This is a genomic window from Priestia sp. FSL P4-0332 (genome assembly GCF_038005845.1).
Taxonomy (GTDB): Bacteria; Bacillota; Bacilli; order Bacillales; family Bacillaceae_H; genus Priestia.
The window spans coordinates 151,819-168,960 of record NZ_JBBOUA010000002.1; the positions used below are offsets into that span (position 1 = coordinate 151,819).

17 protein-coding genes and 1 pseudogene are annotated in these 17,142 nt (G+C 34.3%); 6 read left to right on the forward strand and 12 right to left on the reverse strand.

The window, feature by feature from the left end; translation table 11 throughout:
• Positions 1 to 81 precede the first annotated feature (81 nt).
• From MKY06_RS27700 to MKY06_RS30745, 3 genes and pseudogenes are all read left to right on the forward strand, one after another.
• Positions 82 to 1,332, forward strand: a complete 1,251-nt coding sequence (locus MKY06_RS27700; protein WP_194758113.1) for a Y-family DNA polymerase — start codon at positions 82 to 84, stop codon at positions 1,330 to 1,332.
• A gap of 14 nt (positions 1,333 to 1,346) precedes the next feature.
• The gene (locus MKY06_RS27705; RefSeq protein WP_194758114.1) at positions 1,347 to 1,682 is read left to right on the forward strand and encodes a YolD-like family protein; all 336 of its coding nucleotides are present in this window, start codon (positions 1,347 to 1,349) and stop codon (positions 1,680 to 1,682) included.
• A 121-nt stretch (positions 1,683 to 1,803) separates the two neighbouring features.
• Positions 1,804 to 1,875, forward strand: a pseudogene (locus MKY06_RS30745) (hypothetical protein); the annotation flags it as partial.
• Between the two features lie 70 nt (positions 1,876 to 1,945).
• Here the strand turns inward: MKY06_RS30745 and MKY06_RS27715 are convergent.
• The 7 genes from MKY06_RS27715 to MKY06_RS27745 form a co-directional block, all read right to left on the reverse strand.
• The gene (locus tag MKY06_RS27715) at positions 1,946 to 2,242 is read right to left on the reverse strand and encodes an antibiotic biosynthesis monooxygenase family protein (protein ID WP_194758115.1); all 297 of its coding nucleotides are present in this window, start codon (positions 2,240 to 2,242) and stop codon (positions 1,946 to 1,948) included.
• A 15-nt stretch (positions 2,243 to 2,257) separates the two neighbouring features.
• Complete coding sequence (locus MKY06_RS27720) at positions 2,258 to 2,713, reverse strand: heme-degrading domain-containing protein (RefSeq protein ID WP_098590544.1); 456 nt, start codon at positions 2,711 to 2,713, stop codon at positions 2,258 to 2,260.
• Between the two features lie 14 nt (positions 2,714 to 2,727).
• Entirely contained in the window at positions 2,728 to 3,915 is a 1,188-nt protein-coding gene (locus MKY06_RS27725) for an MFS transporter (RefSeq protein ID WP_194758116.1), read from the reverse strand.
• A gap of 33 nt (positions 3,916 to 3,948) precedes the next feature.
• Entirely contained in the window at positions 3,949 to 4,680 is a 732-nt protein-coding gene (locus MKY06_RS27730; protein WP_194758117.1) for an IclR family transcriptional regulator, read from the reverse strand.
• Between the two features lie 692 nt (positions 4,681 to 5,372).
• Positions 5,373 to 5,825: a DMT family transporter gene (locus MKY06_RS27735; RefSeq protein ID WP_194758118.1), complete on the reverse strand. Its 453-nt coding sequence runs from the start codon at positions 5,823 to 5,825 to the stop codon at positions 5,373 to 5,375.
• 11 nt (positions 5,826 to 5,836) lie between these two features.
• Entirely contained in the window at positions 5,837 to 6,268 is a 432-nt protein-coding gene (locus tag MKY06_RS27740) for a DMT family transporter (protein ID WP_098590549.1), read from the reverse strand.
• 74 nt (positions 6,269 to 6,342) lie between these two features.
• Complete coding sequence (locus MKY06_RS27745) at positions 6,343 to 6,660, reverse strand: ArsR/SmtB family transcription factor (RefSeq protein WP_098590576.1); 318 nt, start codon at positions 6,658 to 6,660, stop codon at positions 6,343 to 6,345.
• A gap of 353 nt (positions 6,661 to 7,013) precedes the next feature.
• Here MKY06_RS27745 and MKY06_RS27750 point away from each other — a divergent pair, with 353 nt between their 5' ends.
• Positions 7,014 to 7,277, forward strand: a complete 264-nt coding sequence (locus tag MKY06_RS27750) for a hypothetical protein (protein ID WP_194758119.1) — start codon at positions 7,014 to 7,016, stop codon at positions 7,275 to 7,277.
• Positions 7,278 to 7,365: 88 nt separating this feature from the next.
• On the opposite strand, the gene MKY06_RS27755 is transcribed toward MKY06_RS27750, so the two are convergent.
• The 4 genes from MKY06_RS27755 to MKY06_RS27770 all read right to left on the reverse strand — a co-directional run bounded on the left by MKY06_RS27755 (position 7,366) and on the right by MKY06_RS27770 (position 11,809).
• On the reverse strand, positions 7,366 to 7,776 hold the full coding sequence (locus MKY06_RS27755) for a hypothetical protein (RefSeq protein WP_194758120.1): 411 nt from the start codon (positions 7,774 to 7,776) through the stop codon (positions 7,366 to 7,368).
• Positions 7,777 to 8,023: 247 nt separating this feature from the next.
• Positions 8,024 to 9,031, reverse strand: coding sequence for a DUF3231 family protein (locus tag MKY06_RS27760; protein ID WP_098660457.1), 1,008 nt, complete (start codon positions 9,029 to 9,031; stop codon positions 8,024 to 8,026).
• A gap of 513 nt (positions 9,032 to 9,544) precedes the next feature.
• Positions 9,545 to 10,180 (reverse strand): YcnI family copper-binding membrane protein, encoded by a 636-nt coding sequence (locus MKY06_RS27765; RefSeq protein ID WP_098590609.1) that lies wholly within the window; start codon positions 10,178 to 10,180, stop codon positions 9,545 to 9,547.
• 24 nt (positions 10,181 to 10,204) lie between these two features.
• Entirely contained in the window at positions 10,205 to 11,809 is a 1,605-nt protein-coding gene (locus MKY06_RS27770; RefSeq protein WP_194758121.1) for a copper resistance CopC/CopD family protein, read from the reverse strand.
• 595 nt (positions 11,810 to 12,404) lie between these two features.
• Between MKY06_RS27770 and MKY06_RS27775 the strand changes: the two genes are divergently transcribed.
• Positions 12,405 to 13,754 carry an NAD(P)/FAD-dependent oxidoreductase gene (locus MKY06_RS27775; RefSeq protein WP_194758122.1) on the forward strand — a complete coding sequence of 450 codons (1,350 nt, stop codon included), beginning with the start codon at positions 12,405 to 12,407 and terminating at the stop codon, positions 13,752 to 13,754.
• A gap of 856 nt (positions 13,755 to 14,610) precedes the next feature.
• Complete coding sequence (locus MKY06_RS27780) at positions 14,611 to 15,582, forward strand: helix-turn-helix domain-containing protein (RefSeq protein WP_194758123.1); 972 nt, start codon at positions 14,611 to 14,613, stop codon at positions 15,580 to 15,582.
• 164 nt (positions 15,583 to 15,746) lie between these two features.
• On the opposite strand, the gene MKY06_RS27785 is transcribed toward MKY06_RS27780, so the two are convergent.
• Positions 15,747 to 17,027, reverse strand: a complete 1,281-nt coding sequence (locus MKY06_RS27785; RefSeq protein ID WP_194758124.1) for a uracil/xanthine transporter — start codon at positions 17,025 to 17,027, stop codon at positions 15,747 to 15,749.
• Positions 17,028 to 17,142 lie beyond the last annotated feature (115 nt).

Consider the following 17,142-nt stretch of genomic DNA (forward strand, 5'->3'; position numbering starts at 1 on the left):
ATCAAACTTAGGAATTGCTGGAGCGCCGTGTGAGGTGAAAGTCTCACGCACGGTGTGGAACGGGGGAAAGCCCAAAAGAGAATGGAATCATACCAGATTTTACACTTAGTAGGCTACCTATCGTTATCTTCGGTTTCATCTGTCATACGGGGGTTAGATCCGTTGAAAACAAGGCTTGCTGTTGTAGGAGATATCAAACGGTCGGGATCTGTTGTCTTAGCTGCCACACCTTTATTAAAGAAAGAAGGGATCAAAACAGGAAGTCGCCTCTTTGAAATTCCTAAAAGGAAAGATATCCATGTGGTGAATCCATCCATGGAGAGATACATCAAGGCTTCGAACTATATTTCGAGTTTGGTGTTACAGTATGTGGCTCCTGAGGATTTTCATGCGTATAGCATTGATGAGTTGTTCATTGATGCAACGGCTTCTTTACATTTATTTGCTCAAACACCAGAAGAGTTAGCTCATCGAATTATCAATGAAATTTATCGAAAGACCTTTCTTACAGCTACCGCAGGAATCGGTCCTAATCTTTTATTGGCTAAAGTCAGCTTAGATCATGAAGCGAAGCACAGTCCCACAGGGGTTACTTATTGGCGATATGAAGATATTCCCTTTAAATTATGGGCGATTCATCCAATGAAGGATTTCTGGGGGATCTCGTCAGCTACCGAAAGACGCTTAAACCGTTTAGGCATCCATACTATAAAAGAACTCGCTCTTTCTTCGAAGGAGATGTTACAAAAAGAATTTGGCATCATGGGAGAGGAACTTCACCAACATGCGAATGGGATTGATTTTAGTCGCATTTCCGATGTGTACATCCCTAGTTCCCGTTCCTTTGGGAAAAGTCAGATTCTCTTTCGAGATTACACAAGCCGAAAAGAAGTGGAGTTATTACTATTGGAGCTATTGGACGATGTTTGTTTTCGTTTACGCATGCATCAAGTGGTGGCTCAAACGATCCATTTATCCATTGGCTATAGCAAACAAACAGGTGGAGGCTTCTCAAGACAAAAGAAAATGGGGAGAGCTTCGAACTTAAGCCAAGATATTTTCCCCTATTGTTTAACCATATTGCATACTTTTGATAGTGGAATGCCGATTCGCTTCATTGGGATTTCGTTATCCAATACTAGCATTGAAAAAGAGGAGCAAATGAGCTTATTTGAAGATATCGATCAGCGAGAAAGAGCCTATGCTCTTGCCAAAACGATAGATGAAATCCGGCTGCGTTATGGGAAGAATAGTGTTCTACGAGCTTCAAGCTATTTGGAGCATTCAACAGCTCGTTATCGAAACGGCCTTATAGGAGGCCATCAAGCCTAAAGGAGGATTATATCATGAATCACGATAGAGGAATGAAAAAATGGCGCCCGTTTGCGAGTATGCCCGAACAATACATAGGATTACAGGAATTCATAAACAAGCAAGTAGAAGTACCTCAACCTCTTTTAACAGAAGAGCAAATGGAACAAATCAATTTCACCTTGATTGAAGCCTTACATACAAATAAACAAGTTTATCTTACATACTACAAAAAGGGACAATGTATTACAGAAAAGGGATTCATCCAATTTGTTGATTTCCTGGGGAATTTGTTTGTTTTTATCGATGAAGTATTTGAATTAAAAAACAAAATGAAGTTAAGTGAACTAATTGATGTTCGTTTTACATAATATGATTCCACCTTCAATTTTTGTGGTAATCTAATAAAAGTCAATTAGAAAAGAGTGATCAACATGGAAGAGAAACAGCAGCAAGAAATCGATCTTACTAAAGTTTATGATTACGCTTTACTTCAAGAGTTCTGTAAAAGGTGGCATTTTCTTACGTGAATGCCGCGAATGCGGAATGAAGAAGAGTATATAATCGTGTTTTCACTCTTAAAGCATTATTATATAAAATAAGAGCCTGACTAGTTATAGCCAGGCTTCGATAATTAATCATATCTTAGTTCTGTATAGTGCAAGACTTCTGGGTCACTATCAAAGAAGCGTCTGAGCAGAGAATCCCATTTCTTGAATTTAGCACTCCCCACGAAGCTATCCAGATGATCGTGTAAACTATTCCAATGAACAACGAGTATAAAATGAGTTGGCTTCTCTTTATTTCGAAGCAGTTTGTGAGATAAGTGCCCCTCAGAACTGCTTAAAATAGGGAATGCTTCGTTAATTGTCTGTACAAATTCTTCCACTAACTCTTCTTTGCTGGTCAACAATGCATGTTCGATAATCATTCGTTCATTAACCCCTTATTTTTTCAAGAAACGTTTTACTCCCTCAACAGCATAATCATGATCAAGCTGAGGGGTAAGTCCTGCTACTGTTACAGTTCCAATTACGCCTACGTCTTTAATACGAATAGGGAAAGAGCCGCCTACAGCTTGATAATCTGATGATTGAAGAAGAGAGCTTTCATCATGAGTCGTTCCTTGCTCTGCGAATCTTGCTCCAATATAATGTGAGCTTCTGTTGTAATGATCCACTGTGCGTTTTTTTCGATATAGCCAGAATACATTTTCTTCAGATGTACCATCCATTAAGTGGGTGAATAAAGGTACTCGATTACGTTCAATGTGGATAGCTACTGCTTTATTATTTTCTTTTGCATAATCAATTAATGTCATACCAAGATTTAAAGCATCTTCGTTTGTAAATGTTTCAAATTGTAATTCATTTTCTACGTTTTCTAGTTGTTGTAAGTTCATTAATAAACTCTCCCTTAAAATAATTTTTGTTTTTTATCTAATTTATAATTCAGTACGGATAGAAGAAATGCGAATGCCACCATAATGGCACCAATCCATGCCGTATCTAAATACGTTAAATAGTCTACTGCTACTCCACCTAAGGTAGATCCTGCAGCAATCCCTACATTAAAAGCTGATATATTTAATGCAGAGGCAATATCTTTTGCAGAAGGTACTAATTTTTCAGCAAGCGTTACAATGTACGCTTGAACTCCTGAAGACATCATAAATGCAAATAAACCTAGCAAAACAATAGATAAAATACTTAATCCTTTACTAGGTAGTAGTACCATTTGTAATAAAAGTACGATTCCTTGAAATAAAAATACAAAACGTAACGATTTAACAGGATGCTCGTTGGCCATTTTTCCACCTATTATGTTTCCAATTGCCACGGCAACCCCATAAACTAAAAGTAATAATGAAATAGATCCTGATGAATACCCACTAATTTCTTGGAGAATAGGGGCGAGATAGGTAAACAAAGCAAAGGTTCCACCAAATCCTAGGGCAGTCATTAATAATGCCAGTAGAATACGTTTATTTTTCACAAGTTGCCCTACATCTTTTAGAGTAGGAGGATTTGTTTGTCTGTTCACTTTATCAACGGCAAATATATTTACAATTAGCCCAATAATGCCGAGTACAGCTACCGCACCGAATGTAGCGCGCCAACCAAAGTGTTGTCCAATATAAGTCCCCATTGGAACACCTGCTATGGTTGCTAGTGTTAACCCAGTAAACATAATTGAAATAGCTGTTCCTTTTTTGTTTTCTGGTACGATATCGGCAGCGACTGTAGCTGCAATAGCAAAAAATACACCATGAGCGATAGCAGTAATAACCCTTGAAATCATTAATAATTGATATGTTTCAGCAATGGCTGACATTGCATTACCCAATATAAAAACCATCATTAAGATGAGTAAAAAGCCTTTTTTAGGAATGCGCCCTGTAATAACTGTTACAATCGGAGTTCCAACAGCTATTGCTACTGCATAACCAGAAATTAAAGTACCAGCTTTTGTCACAGAGATAGATAGATCATCAGCAACTGTTTGAAGTAAGCCAACAATGACGAACTCGGTTGTTCCAATAGCAAAGGCACTAATAGCCAAAGAAAATAAAGCAATGTAGACTTTTGTTGACATTTCTTTCATCTTACCTCTCCCCCATATTTTTCATGTTTTCTATCAAAGCATTTTTGATATACGTGAACTACATTGAATAAGTTTTTTACTAAAAGTCTTATCTAATTTTTTATTTAAACGAAGTGCTGGACCAGATATCGCCACAGCTGAAACCACATTCCCCTCAAAGATGACCGGGGCAGCAATACAGCGTAGGCCTATTTCTGTCTCTTCGTCATCTACTGCGTATCCTTGCTTACGAATGACCTTTAGGTGCTCTTTTAATAAATGCAAGTCTGCAAATGTATTTTTGGTATTTTGCACTAATGTCAGTTCTTTAAGGACACCTTCGAGTTTGCTTTTGTCTAAAAAGGCTAATATGACTTTTCCAAGAGCGCTTAGGTGTACAGGAGCCCGGTCACCAACCTCTGAGTGTGCCCTCATAGAATGGGGGCCATCAACAACTTGTGCTGTGACTACATCCGTTCCATAAAGGATTCCAACATAGGCTGTTTCCCCAACTTCTCTACTCAACTCATGTAAAGGTGGAACCGATAACCAATTTGCTTTTGAGTTATAGGAAGTAGATAAAGATCCCACTTTATTAGTAAGGCTATAGGAATTATCAATTTTTTTGATATAGCCCATTATTTCAAGCGTATATAACAAACGGAAAGCTGTTGATTTATTAAATGAGAATGTTTGTATAACTTCACGAAGTGTCATATTTTTTTCTTGCAAAGCATCTAAAATTAGAAGTCCTTTTTTCAGTGTAGCTACTTCGTATTGCTTCAATGGATTCACCTCTTTTTCTTACGTTGTTCATAATAAAAGGCTGAGAAATAAAAATCAAAAAAAGAAAAAAAGTTTCTATATTTGAAACAGAAACTTAAAAATAACGATTGTATGAAGAAATGTTTACCTTCTTAAACGTAGTATTCAAAAATATGGAATGAATTATTTAGTATTGAAAGAATTATTAAGGTTGAGCTTACTTGTACATAAATTCGACAAAGAAGTAAAAAATAATGAAAAGAGAAGGTAAATACCTTCTCTTTTCTAATTTAATCTTATTTTCACTCTTTTTAAAACTTGAAGCATTTGATTCACCAAGCTTCCACTGATCCTACTTACGTTCTACTTTAGCTGTTGAGACATCTTTCGCTCTCTCATCCATTTCATGAAAAAGATAGGACACTAGGCAACTCCCAGCATATAAAACCTGAATACATCTTACACCAATACTTACTCCTCACATACTGCAGTAGGGTTTCTTTTTTATTTTTCACGTGGACAGGCAAGCTTACTGAAGTAGCTACATGGTATCTAAAGAATCATAGCTCCAGGTATCTATTTCAGTAGCGTTACCCCGTTAAAATCGGTTTTTTTTATTCTTATAATGAGACATTATGTTAACTATCTTTGTATATCATATACAATCTGAAAACAAAAAAACGAACAGAGGTTAACCCGTTCGTTTTTTTGTTTTATTTTAATGTTTCATTATTATCTTTAAAGATTAAAAATAAAGCTAACAACATAAAGACCAAACCAATGAATCTTGAAGAATCAAAGTGAACAATTTCCCCACCGAATAATCCAAATTGATCAATAATAAAACCTGCGACAACCTGACCTACAATAGCTGTTAAGTTTGTTGCAGTAACCCCAATTTTAGGAACAGCTAATATAGTCAAAAACATATAACCTACCCCTAGGAAAACAGCAAGTAGTTGCCAAGTTGGTGCTTGAGCTATAGCTAATAAATTACCTTTACCAAAGAAGATTAGCCATAATGCCATAAATAAAGTTCCCGTTAGAAATGTAACAAGGGCTGTTTCTAACGTCCCTAACTTATTACTTAATTTACCGTTAATAGATGATTGAGCACTTAAAGTAACTCCTCCGAGAAATGTAATAATAACTGTTATGATACTCATGAAACTTCCTCCTAGTATATAAAGATTAGTGCTACCAACATAAACACGATAGCTAGAGATCTTTTTTTAGTGATTGACTTTTTTTCACTGCCCAACCAACCAAAGTGTTCAATAATCATGCTCATAATCATCTGACCTACGACTATGGCTATCATAGATATACCTACTCCTACTTTAGGAATTCCAAATACAAGAACGGTTAAATATATTAACCCTAACAAACCTCCTAGTAAGTACCATTTAGGAACTTTAAAAGTATGAGTTAGATTACCTTTACCGAAAAATAATACAATTAACGTGAGTAGAATTGTACCTACAAAAAAGTTATAAAAGCTACTCTCGAACTGACCAATAATTTTACCAAGCTCTCCATAAATAGCACCTTCCATACTTAATGCAATTCCTGAGAATAGTGCTACCAAATAAAATATTGTTTTCTTCATAATAACCTCCAATAAATTAAATATCTAAATATATAGATATAAAGATTAAAAATATAATGATACAAAAGAACACTTTAAATCAGTTCTTTTATATCATTAGCAAATTTTTTAATTGCTTCTTCATTTCTTCTGTAATAAGTCCACTTACCATGCCTTTCGGATTCTAACAAACCTGCATCTTGTAATGTGGAAAGGTAAGAAGAGATAGTTGATTGAGAAAGGCCAGATTTTTCTTGAATATCTCCAACACATACACCACCCTTATCACTCAAAGTTTTTGATAATAAAGCTGTAGGTTTATCAAAATGTTTTAAAGGCTCTTTTAACCAATCGAGTATCTCTAATCTAGTTGGATTCGATAATGCTTTGAAAACTTTAGGATTAATATTCATAAGTAACATTATATCTATTTTTTTCGATATGTCAATAAGCTCTGTTTTTTAGTTCTTCTTTTAAATATTATAGTGTATTTCTGGTATTTCTTTGTAATATCCCAATAAGATGAAAAATAATAAATAATTGCTGTATGTGATACTTCCAACTATCTACAATGTAATTGTTCTACATATTATAAGCTGCAAAAAGCTCTTGATAAAAGAGCTTTTTGGTTCCTGTAAGAGGTATTATGTAAACTTGTTTTGTATATGATATACATATTTAATTTCTATAAAAAGGGTAGTTTGCTTAGATAACTTCTGTTAAATTAAAGTAATTAAGGTATATAAAGTTATGTAAGGGGCATTTCATGAAGAAGAAAAGTGGTTTAAAATCATTTTGGAATCTTAGTATTATCGCAACTATAATTTTTGCTTTTATTCCAAAGATTGGTATTAGGGTTGAAGGACCTTATCATTATTTTGGCTTTCCTGCTGATTGTTTAATATATTATAAAGGTCCAAGATTAACTCCTGATATAATAGGCATCGTATTTAATATTGCTTTCTTTTATTTTGTTTTCTTTATTTTAAACAAAATATTTAACAAGATTTTAAGAAGTACTATAAGGTAATGAGGAAAGGAGCACATTAAGTGCTCCTTTTGATTCCTGTAATTTTGATTATGTTAACTAGAAATGTATGGGGTATACAAATAGTTTTCTAGTGAGAAGAAACCGTTTTAAATGCATATTTCAATATAATTGAACTAAGTCCAAAGGGTACTGAGCAGCTTAGACCAAGAATAAGAAATGTTTTAAACATCAGGAAAACACTTATGCCATCACCTAACGAAAATAGTAACAACACAACTGAAGTACCTATAACTCCAGAAAGGACGTACAGTAGGAGTTCAATTAAAACTTTATATTTCTTTATATCTCTTATGATTGTGTCAACCATAAGAGATAATGGGATACCAAATACTAAAACAAATGGAATAATGATAAATCCAGTCACCAATTGACCAATAAAATCATTAAAATCCATATATCCACCTTCTAAGAATAAAGCTGAAAAAACTAAACTACCGCAGATAGATGAAATAATTACTGGTATAACCTTTGTTTTCATAAATGTAGTCTCCCAATAAAGTTTTATTATTTATATTAGCACTTTAAGTAAATAAACACTCTGTTTTTATTTGCTGCCGATAAAAAACATTATGGTAACTAGCTTTGAGTATGGTATACAGCTTAAAGAAATAAAAAAAACTACCAATCGGAAAGAGATAGTTTTTCTATAGCGCAAATGGAATCGTGCTGATGCTTCATTGCATCTCGAATAGTTTGCTCAAGATATTAGAGTTATTATTTATTTTTTATTGTTTTTCTTTTGCAATTTCTTTTCTATTAGGAGCAAGTGGTGGCTGTTCTAGCCACTTGTTTTTCACCATAATATCAAACCAGTTTTTGGTGATTACTAGACTTTTTAGAATGGCTTTTTCATAAGCTACACCAAGGTCTGTTCTCATGGCTGATGCTAGACCTGTCCCGTGATATATTTGTGCAGTTTGAGTCAAGAAACCAATATGATACAACATTAATTTATCCGAAAAAGGAGAGTCTTTTGACGTTGTAACTTCTGATTCCCACGACATTGGAACTGGCAAATTATCCTTGTGCATAATTTTTGTTAAGGCTTGTATGTTTTCATCAGCCGTTTTTTCAGAATGCTCCAAGAACTCTCTTACCTCTTTCGATTCAGTGACTTGACTGAATCCGATTGAAAGAGCTTTAGCCATAATGCTCTTTTTAATGTTAAGAGAACTACTGATCATTTCGGTAGCAGATAAAACTCTACCTTTTCCGAAGAATCCATCAGAAAAATCTTTGGTAGATATAAATTCAGGGCTCTCGTTAGGATAGAAATAGGGGTCTCTTTGGAATTTTCCTTTTTCAAGCAATAACTCAATGGTTAAATCGTACATATTTTTTGCATCATTATCACATGAATTGTAAAATTCCCGTAAGTCCTTTCTAACAGAAACACTTAAAGAAGTTGTATGTCCCAACAAACCATGCACAGTCATAAGATGCAAATAATTTAAGCAGAATGTGTCAGAAAACAATCTCTCTGCACTTTTATTAAGGTCGGACTCAGTAAATCCAATTGGAACGGGAAATCCATCTTTCTCAAGGAAGGAAACAATCTGCTTCTTTTGCTTTTCGAAGGTCTCAAGGGCAATTAAAAAAAGGTTTTTTATTGATTCGTCTTCAATAATAGAAAACATATACCTATTTACTATATCAGTCATTGTTCCGTTTACATACTCCCCCCAAAGTGTTCCTATTTCAGAAGATGTAAGTTTTAAATTATCATTTTTCATTTTCTCACCTCTTGCGTATTATTTACTAATTTATTAATAGATATGAATTATTTCTTGAATTAATGGGACTTGAGTTAAAGAAGGACAATGAGAAATCACATATCCTTAATGCCACGTATTGAATATATCTAATACAGAAAAAGGGAAGCTCACATTTATGAGCTTTCCTTTTAGTTTATAGGTTCCTGTAATGTCTGTTATGTTAACTACTTTTGTATACACAACTAAAAAAACAGAAAAACCAACCTTTAAGTCCCTGAAGATTGTTTTTTCTCACTACTTTATCCAAAGATACTTCACGGCATCTTGAGTAGTTTGCGTAAAGGTTGCAATATCCTCTTGCATAGATATTTAATGCGTTCCGAAAAAATCAATCATGATAACTAAAAATGTACACGTTTACGGACAAGATAGTGAAATCCGTTATAAGATGTTAAAATAAGTATTATTTTTAACCAAATAAAAAGCCACCTAGCGTGAGGTAGCTTACTTTTTACTCTATATTATTTTGAATTAGCTTTGCTTCTTTCTTCTTAAACTAAAGATCAAAGAAATAATGCCTAATACTAATGCAATAATGGAAAGAGTAGTAGGAAGTGTAACATTTGAGTCATTGTTAGTTGCTTCATTAGTAACAGTAGTTTCGTTAGTAGCTGATGCATGAGAATCTCCTTCTGCTCCATTCCCTTTTACTACTGTTGTAATAGATGCAGGTGTATCTGCATCAGCTGGCCCTTCCCATGCTACTGTTGATCCATCTTTATATGTTTGATAAGCCTTCCAAACAATCTTCTTAGCATTATCGCCTACTTTTCCTTGCATATTGAATTCCCCAAACTCTGTAGGTGACAAACCTGCATCAGTAGCTGTCCATGTCACACTTGTAATCAAACCTGAAGAGTCTTTTTGAAGTTCATATTTCCACCCTTCTTTAGGCTCGAATCGAGATATTTCTACATCTTTTGGAATCTCAATTTTCACTTTTGTAGTTGGGATCTCTTTTTCAGTTGGAACGCGTACAGTAAACTTTTCATAAGAGCCTTGTGTCGCTTCCTGAGGATATACGACAACATGTGCACTTGCTGTTCCCGCAAATGCAATCGTTGAAAGAACTAATGCAGATAAAAGAGTTGTTACTTGTTTTTTCATTTCTTTTCCTTCTTTCTAAAATCATTATTTAACATCATAAACAACGATGTCCTTATAGATCACAATCTCATCTAGGTTTGATGTCACAAGCCGTACGGCCATTTGCCATCTTCCCGCATAAGGAATGACAAGGTTGTTTGTTTCATACATCTTATACTGTACTTGTTGTTTCTTCTGACTTTCGTCTTTATTTACTTTTAAGGGCACATCAATTGGTGCAAGTTCTCCTTTGTCCTTAGGAGAAAGTGCGATGTCTATCGATTGAATGGAAGATCCATCCTGTGGTAAAGATGCTTTTACCCAGAGAGAGCCCCTGCCAGGAGATAAGGTTGACGTTTTTACGAGAAACTCTATGTCTTGCTTATTTTCTTTCCATACCAAGGGTTCATTCTGTGGAACGGGGTTTAAGTGTGTAATCGTTCCTATAATTAATACAATAATCAGCATAAAACTTATATCAGAAATTAAAAACTTTGCAAGGCTTGGCGAATCATTCTTTCGGAGATGTTCTCTAATGAGTATCCCTACACCAGCTACTAACATGACCATAAATATTTTAGCTAACAATAACAGTCCCCATGTGGTTTTAAAGAGTGCTGTTATATCTGGAAGAAGCTTTAATGTATAAAGAACACCTGACAGGATTAATAGTATAAGGCTCACAAAGGCTATCCGAGAAAAAATCGGAAGAAAAGCTAGAGCTTGTTCTCTCTCCTTACGCCAAATCATGAAAAGGTAAACCAACCCAGATGCCCATAAAGAGGCTGTAATCAAATGTATGAAGTCTAGAATGATTGTATAAGCTGGTATACCTGATGCTACAGCGTGACCATTTAAGGTAGTAGCTACTAACAGCAAACCTACCCATATAAAATCAAGCCACTTATTCTTTAGTAGGAAGAGAAAACCTACACATGCAAGAAGAATACAAGTCATCCATGACCAACCAGTAGAAGAATGCATGACAAATGTTTTTATTTGGGAAAGGCTGGAACCTTTTAATAGCGCAGTACTTTGAACTCCTATACTAACCAGTAAAAAAATGATATAACCAACTTGGAGATACCTTACATTCGTTTTATACTTTTGTTTTTGTTGATCTGATTGATAAGGAACATACCATTTCCATAGAACAAAGCCAACTAACCATAATAAAGCCAGATAATAGAATGTCTGCACTAAAGAAAATCCTATATTATAAAAAGAACTCTGCTTACCGTTTTCGCCTTGATCACTAGTATCATTTGTAATAGCTTGATCTATTTTTTCTCCTACAGAAAAGACGTACGTTCCTTGTACAGGATGGCTATCTGCAGAAATGACTGAATAGCTAACGGTGTAAATACCTTTTTTGGAAGACGGTACATCTAGGGAAATGGTTTGGTGAGTTGGATTCATTGTTGCTTTCTTAGTAGTAATAAGCTTCCCTTCATCATTGCGTACTTGAAGACTAAAAACACCTTCTCCTAGTCGTTCATTAAACGTCAATGACACCTTATCAGGCATTTGCTTTAGTTGACTTCCTTCTTTCGGTGATGCATCCAAAAGGACTGCGTGTGCTGATACATTAAGAGGAGCACCTAAAGCAAAAAAAGATATGGATAGGAGTAGAGCTATCTTTTTTAACATACATTTTTCACCTATATATTCTTAATTTTTTACTATTCATTCTTAGTATAAGTTTAGCCTTAAACAAAGAAAATCACTCAGTAGAGTGATTTTCTTTAAATAGTAGACAAAAATATTGAACATTTTAGAACAAATGAGAAGCAACACAATGAAGTAGAAAAGCTTTTTTAGGTATTAGGTTCCTGGAACATGAATTATGGTAACTAGAGATACATGTTCTATAATATGTGATTTATGTAAATTTAAATTCAAATGAAGTTGACATAAATTACGTATTTCATGCAAACTAGTAAGAGTAACTAGAAAAGGGGAGATTATTTGAAACCAAGAAACTGGGATACTTGTACAAGTTTTCATCATGGGTATTCCAATCGCACAAGCCATTAAAATCAGCTTAATCTATATTCCTGGTGATCTTATAGAGGCTCTTTTAGCCTCATATCTCGTATACAAACTTCAAAAATCGCCAGTACTATATCATGTCACCTTAAAAAAGCGCAAGTCACAATAGTGCCTTGCTTCTTACAAAAAGATATGTTCAAAGACAGTTATACTTATAAGGAACAGTTATAGTGAAAGTAAGGAGAATTAAAATATGTATGATATCACAATTGTTGGCTCAGGTGTAAGCAGTATCTTTTTGGCTTACACCTTGTTACAAAGCGATCAAAAGATTTTAATCCTCGAAAAAGGAAAACCATTGGAACAAAGAGATTGTGCATCAGATCACGGTGAACCATGTCATTGTGACTTATGTGAAAAATATTTTGGCTTTGCCGGCTTAGGAAAGTCCGAAGGGAAATTTAATTATACGAGTAACTTCGGCGGAGAGTTGGCACAAAAGATAGGGAAAGAACATGCCATGCAAGCGATGAGAGAAGTGGATGACATTCTCTACTTGTTTGGAGGTAAAGAAATTGCAAAGTATTCTACAGTAGATGCCCATCTTGCAAAGAAAGCTCAATCATGTGGATTACAGATGTTAACAACAGAAGTGAGACACTTAGGCACTTCTCTTTCAACACAAATTTTTCAGAGAATGTATGACATGCTGTCTCACAAGATTGAAATTCGATTTGAGGTAGATATCACAGAGATAAAAAAAGAGGCACATTCTTTTATAATTACTACAAATCAGGGAATGATACACTCACATAAAGTCGTACTTGCGACAGGTCGTTCCGGTACAGAATGGTTACAAAGACAATATTCTATGCTAGGTGTCAACCAAGGTACAACCCGATTAGATTTAGGCGTGCGAGTGGAGATGAAAGAGCAGCAGCTTCGGTCTATCTTGCAAGATACCTTTGAGACCAAACTTTCTTATACACATGAGGATCTTGTGTCTACCACATATTGTATGAATCCACGAGGAAGAATTATTCGTAAACATCAAGAAGGGTTTGTTATGCCAGATGGTCAAAACTTTCGAGAGAAAGCGAACGGCACTTCGAATCTAAATTTCACTTTATTCACTTCCCGTTACTTCTCTACTCTTGTGGATGCCAATGCGCATGCACAAAAAGTGATTGGAAGCATTAATGACAATAGAGAGCGCATTATTGTGCAACGTTTAGGAGATTTACGGGCAGGTCAGCCGACAACAGTGAAACAGATGGAGGTCAATCGTATTTTTCCTACCCTGCAAGCAGAGTGTGGAGATCTCACTGCACACGTCCCTTCCCTATATATACATATTTTGCAGGAATTTCTACAGTGCCTAGAAGCATTTATCGGCGAAACAATTGATGAGGATACGCTACTCTACGGGATGGATGGGAAGTTTTATTCTCCTATCATAGAAACAACTACACATTTTGAAACGAGTGTATCTGGTTTGTATCTCGTTGGAGATTGTTCAGGTATTACACACTCTTTATCACAGGCGTCGGCAAGTGGAATCTATGTAGGACACCACCTATGTGATAGTGGTAGTCACAGGTAAACAGAATGAGCATTAGAAAACTGTTGGGTTCTGTGCTTATTCTTAATAGGCAGGGTCTCAAGGAATCTACCCTAATATTGATTTAGTCTAGAAAAAGCAAATTTATAGCATTAAGTCATTATTTATATAAAACAGCCTAAATTCTAAGTGTTTAATACAAAGAATTTAGGCTGTTTCTTAAAAGTCGTAAATATTTAATGATTACTTTCACTAGGAATAAAATTAACTTCAAGGTACATAAATTTAATGAGTTAATATTAAGTGTTTTATCATTTATAGTTATTAGCGACAAATGGTTCGTTTCCCTTCTTATCATATACCATTCTATCTTCTGCCCCTATTTTAAGAAATTGTTTTATTCATGATAACCCAACAGAAAAATTAGAAGTATTTAACGCTAACATGTTTTTAATAAGATAAATACAATTGAGAATACAAAAATAATGTATTTTACTTAAAACAGTAAATAGATAAACTACCTTATAAAAAATAAAGTTTTACTATTTACTCTAGATGACGACAAATATGGTCTTTTTCTTTTCGCACGTATAAAACATAAAATTTTATTAAATATGATATAAAAAACGAAACCTATAACACTAATTTGTGTAAATGTAATTTAATGTTAATAATAAGAGTAATGCTTAACGTATTTCATTAAAAAATAGTTTAATAATTACTTACTTTGTAGAAAAATCTCCTATTTGTCATTATTAAGAGTAAATGATAAAACATATATTTTTATAAATTAGTTATAGAATTTACATATATACAAAAATAACTTTTAAACTATAACTCTATATAATTATGGTATAATATATTATTGACTAGAAGAAAAATAAAAGGAGTGTATATCATGATTGATAATCCTACTAAAATTATTACTATTGAAGATGTGATGGAGATGTTAGCTATTTCATCGAAGAAAACCATTTATACATATATCCAACAAGGAAAATTAAATCCTATTAATAAAGATGACTGGCATATCGAAGGACGTTATGAATTTGATATCGAAGATGTCGTTCGTTTGCAAGAAGAGTTAAAAAAGCCTGGATTTACAACAAAAGAGGTAGCGCAGCAACTAGATATCTCAGTTACAACAGTCAATAAGTATATTAAACAAGAATTGTTACCAGCGTTCCAAGAAGAATACAGAGGAATCAATTGTTATTTTGTGAATGAGGAAGATCTAGACGCGTTTAAGCGTACGCATGAAGTGGGGCGCAAGCCAAGTAAACGTCATTTCTATCATGCTGAACAAAATATTGCGCTATTTCAGCTTTTTGTGAAGAAAAGCGAAGAAAAAGAGCAGTTTGCTCGTATCATCTCGGTAGAAGATCCAATTATGGCGGTTACAGAACAACATGAAGAGATAGCATTAGAAGAGTTACTTCACCGAGGCTTTGAAGCAGCCTATGAGATTGAATCAAAAAAAACGATTACTAAAGAAGGCTATGCTACATTTGCTTTCAAGCAAACAGCCTATGCCAAATCACAGCTTTATAAGCTCATGGATTTATTTTATCAGTACCTAAGCCCGACCAATATGAGAATTACGCCACAAGAAGAGAAAGAGCAATTCATCATTGAAATCAAACCTGTATTATTAACAGAATCAACACAAGAGCTCGTTGAGTTATTAGAGTCTGTTCTTATCTCAGGGAAAATTAACAAGCGCACCCGTGGCATTTATATTGATAGCGATTTAGAAGTTGTACGAGTGAAAGTAACAAGTGATTTGAAGGAAGAATTGCAGCAAAAAGCGAAGGAATTAGGCAAAAAGAATGTGGAAGAATTGTTACTATATGCTGTACAAAAATTATAGATGGATTAATAAATTTTAAATCTTAAAACCAACGAAAAGGGATTATATATATATAAAAGAAATTCATCTAATTGAAAAGGAGCCTTTGCTTTATTTAACAAGCAAAGGCTCCGAGCTTTTATTGTCTTGTATTGGTAAGCTTATTCATAGGAGAAGTTAGCTTGTCATTCATATTTAGACCATTTAATTAGTCTTTCTAACAGAATAGATATTAATATACCGGTTAGTAATCCGTTACTAATTAGTGGGCGAACGTAAAAAGAAATGTTTTTGAAAACGTTGGGTGACATATTCATTAAAGATACACCTATTAAAACTGGAAAAGCAATACGATAGATAGTCCTTGAATTAAATGAATAACTTTGGATACTTCTTAATGCTGTCCCAAATAGTTGCAAATAAGCCACAAATAGAACAGCATTTCCTACTGCGACTGGTAACGTTGAAAAGAATGCTCCTAATGGAGCAATAACCCCCAATAGAGCAAATAGACCGCCACTAATAATAAAAGGTTTTTTACTCAAGATTTTTGTACTTTCTAAAAAACCAATAGTAGATGTAAAAGGAGCATAAGGAACAAGCCCAAACATGGCACCTAAACAAGTAAAGATTCCTGTAACGGTAAATGAAAAACGGTATTGTTTGCTATGTGTCTTTATTCCATGTAAACTTTCAGATGCTTTAAGTGACGCAATTGTATTGCTAGCGTTCAGTATACCTGCTAAACAAGCAGTAATGGCTATGCCCATTTGTAAATGGGGCTTTCCCCATGGGAAAATGGAAAAATGGAAATTTGTATAGTTAACTGATGGATTACTAGGAAATAGCCATACATAAAAGATCCATCCTACTATCATTCCTATTAGAATTGCAAAGTTACTAAAGATGCCTTTTCCTTTAATACTAATAATAATTACTAGAATAACCAGACCTGTGGAAAAGGTACTGACAGATATATCAAGTGAACCATTCGGTGTTAATTTTAGCATTCCTTTAAAAAAAATTAAGATAAGCTGAATGGTTAATAAAAATAAGTATATACTCATCACCATCGGTGTAAAAATTTTTTGTAAAAGAGGAACAAGGTTAAATGCTCCTACTATTATAGTTATTATACCTGCAAGAAAAATTCCTAATGCAAGACTGCCCCCGAGTTCTACGTATGTCATGCCTACCGAAGAAGCTGAGGTACACAAACTAAGTATAAGTCCCCACCACATACCTGAATGACCTTCTAACAGAGGATAACGGTGTCCAATCCAGGCCTGTAATATACAAGCAATTCCTGTAAGGAAAAATGAACTTCGGATAGTCATAATTATTTGATCAGAACTTAATTGAAATGCATCTCCAATTGAAATTGGAACGACCACTGTATTAGCAAAAATAAAGAAAAACCATTGAACGGAAGCTAAGAGAGTTGTCGATGAAGATAATTTACTCACACTTTCTCCTTCTTTCGCTATATTTAACAATCTGTTGTAACATATTTCTTTTTTAATTTAGATGATTATTATTAACGATAAGAATATTACCTTGATGAGAAACCAGGTAATGAAC

What these genes read in the sequence shown, in the direction of transcription:
- MKY06_RS27750 (WP_194758119.1), top strand. Translation starts at nt 7,014, where the DNA reads ATGAAGAAGAAAAGTGGTTTAAAATCATTTTGGAATCTTAGTATTATC.
- MKY06_RS27720 (WP_098590544.1), bottom strand. Translation starts at nt 2,713, where the DNA reads ATGAACTTACAACAACTAGAAAACGTAGAAAATGAATTACAATTTGAA.
- MKY06_RS27770 (WP_194758121.1), bottom strand. Translation starts at nt 11,809, where the DNA reads ATGTTAAAAAAGATAGCTCTACTCCTATCCATATCTTTTTTTGCTTTA.
- MKY06_RS27780 (WP_194758123.1), top strand. Translation starts at nt 14,611, where the DNA reads ATGATTGATAATCCTACTAAAATTATTACTATTGAAGATGTGATGGAG.
- MKY06_RS27700 (WP_194758113.1), top strand. Translation starts at nt 82, where the DNA reads ATGGAATCATACCAGATTTTACACTTAGTAGGCTACCTATCGTTATCT.
- MKY06_RS27735 (WP_194758118.1), bottom strand. Translation starts at nt 5,825, where the DNA reads ATGAGTATCATAACAGTTATTATTACATTTCTCGGAGGAGTTACTTTA.
- MKY06_RS27755 (WP_194758120.1), bottom strand. Translation starts at nt 7,776, where the DNA reads ATGAAAACAAAGGTTATACCAGTAATTATTTCATCTATCTGCGGTAGT.
- MKY06_RS27745 (WP_098590576.1), bottom strand. Translation starts at nt 6,660, where the DNA reads ATGAATATTAATCCTAAAGTTTTCAAAGCATTATCGAATCCAACTAGA.
- MKY06_RS27715 (WP_194758115.1), bottom strand. Translation starts at nt 2,242, where the DNA reads ATGATTATCGAACATGCATTGTTGACCAGCAAAGAAGAGTTAGTGGAA.
- MKY06_RS27705 (WP_194758114.1), top strand. Translation starts at nt 1,347, where the DNA reads ATGAATCACGATAGAGGAATGAAAAAATGGCGCCCGTTTGCGAGTATG.
- MKY06_RS27740 (WP_098590549.1), bottom strand. Translation starts at nt 6,268, where the DNA reads ATGAAGAAAACAATATTTTATTTGGTAGCACTATTCTCAGGAATTGCA.
- MKY06_RS27765 (WP_098590609.1), bottom strand. Translation starts at nt 10,180, where the DNA reads ATGAAAAAACAAGTAACAACTCTTTTATCTGCATTAGTTCTTTCAACG.
- MKY06_RS27725 (WP_194758116.1), bottom strand. Translation starts at nt 3,915, where the DNA reads ATGAAAGAAATGTCAACAAAAGTCTACATTGCTTTATTTTCTTTGGCT.
- MKY06_RS27775 (WP_194758122.1), top strand. Translation starts at nt 12,405, where the DNA reads ATGTATGATATCACAATTGTTGGCTCAGGTGTAAGCAGTATCTTTTTG.
- MKY06_RS27760 (WP_098660457.1), bottom strand. Translation starts at nt 9,031, where the DNA reads ATGAAAAATGATAATTTAAAACTTACATCTTCTGAAATAGGAACACTT.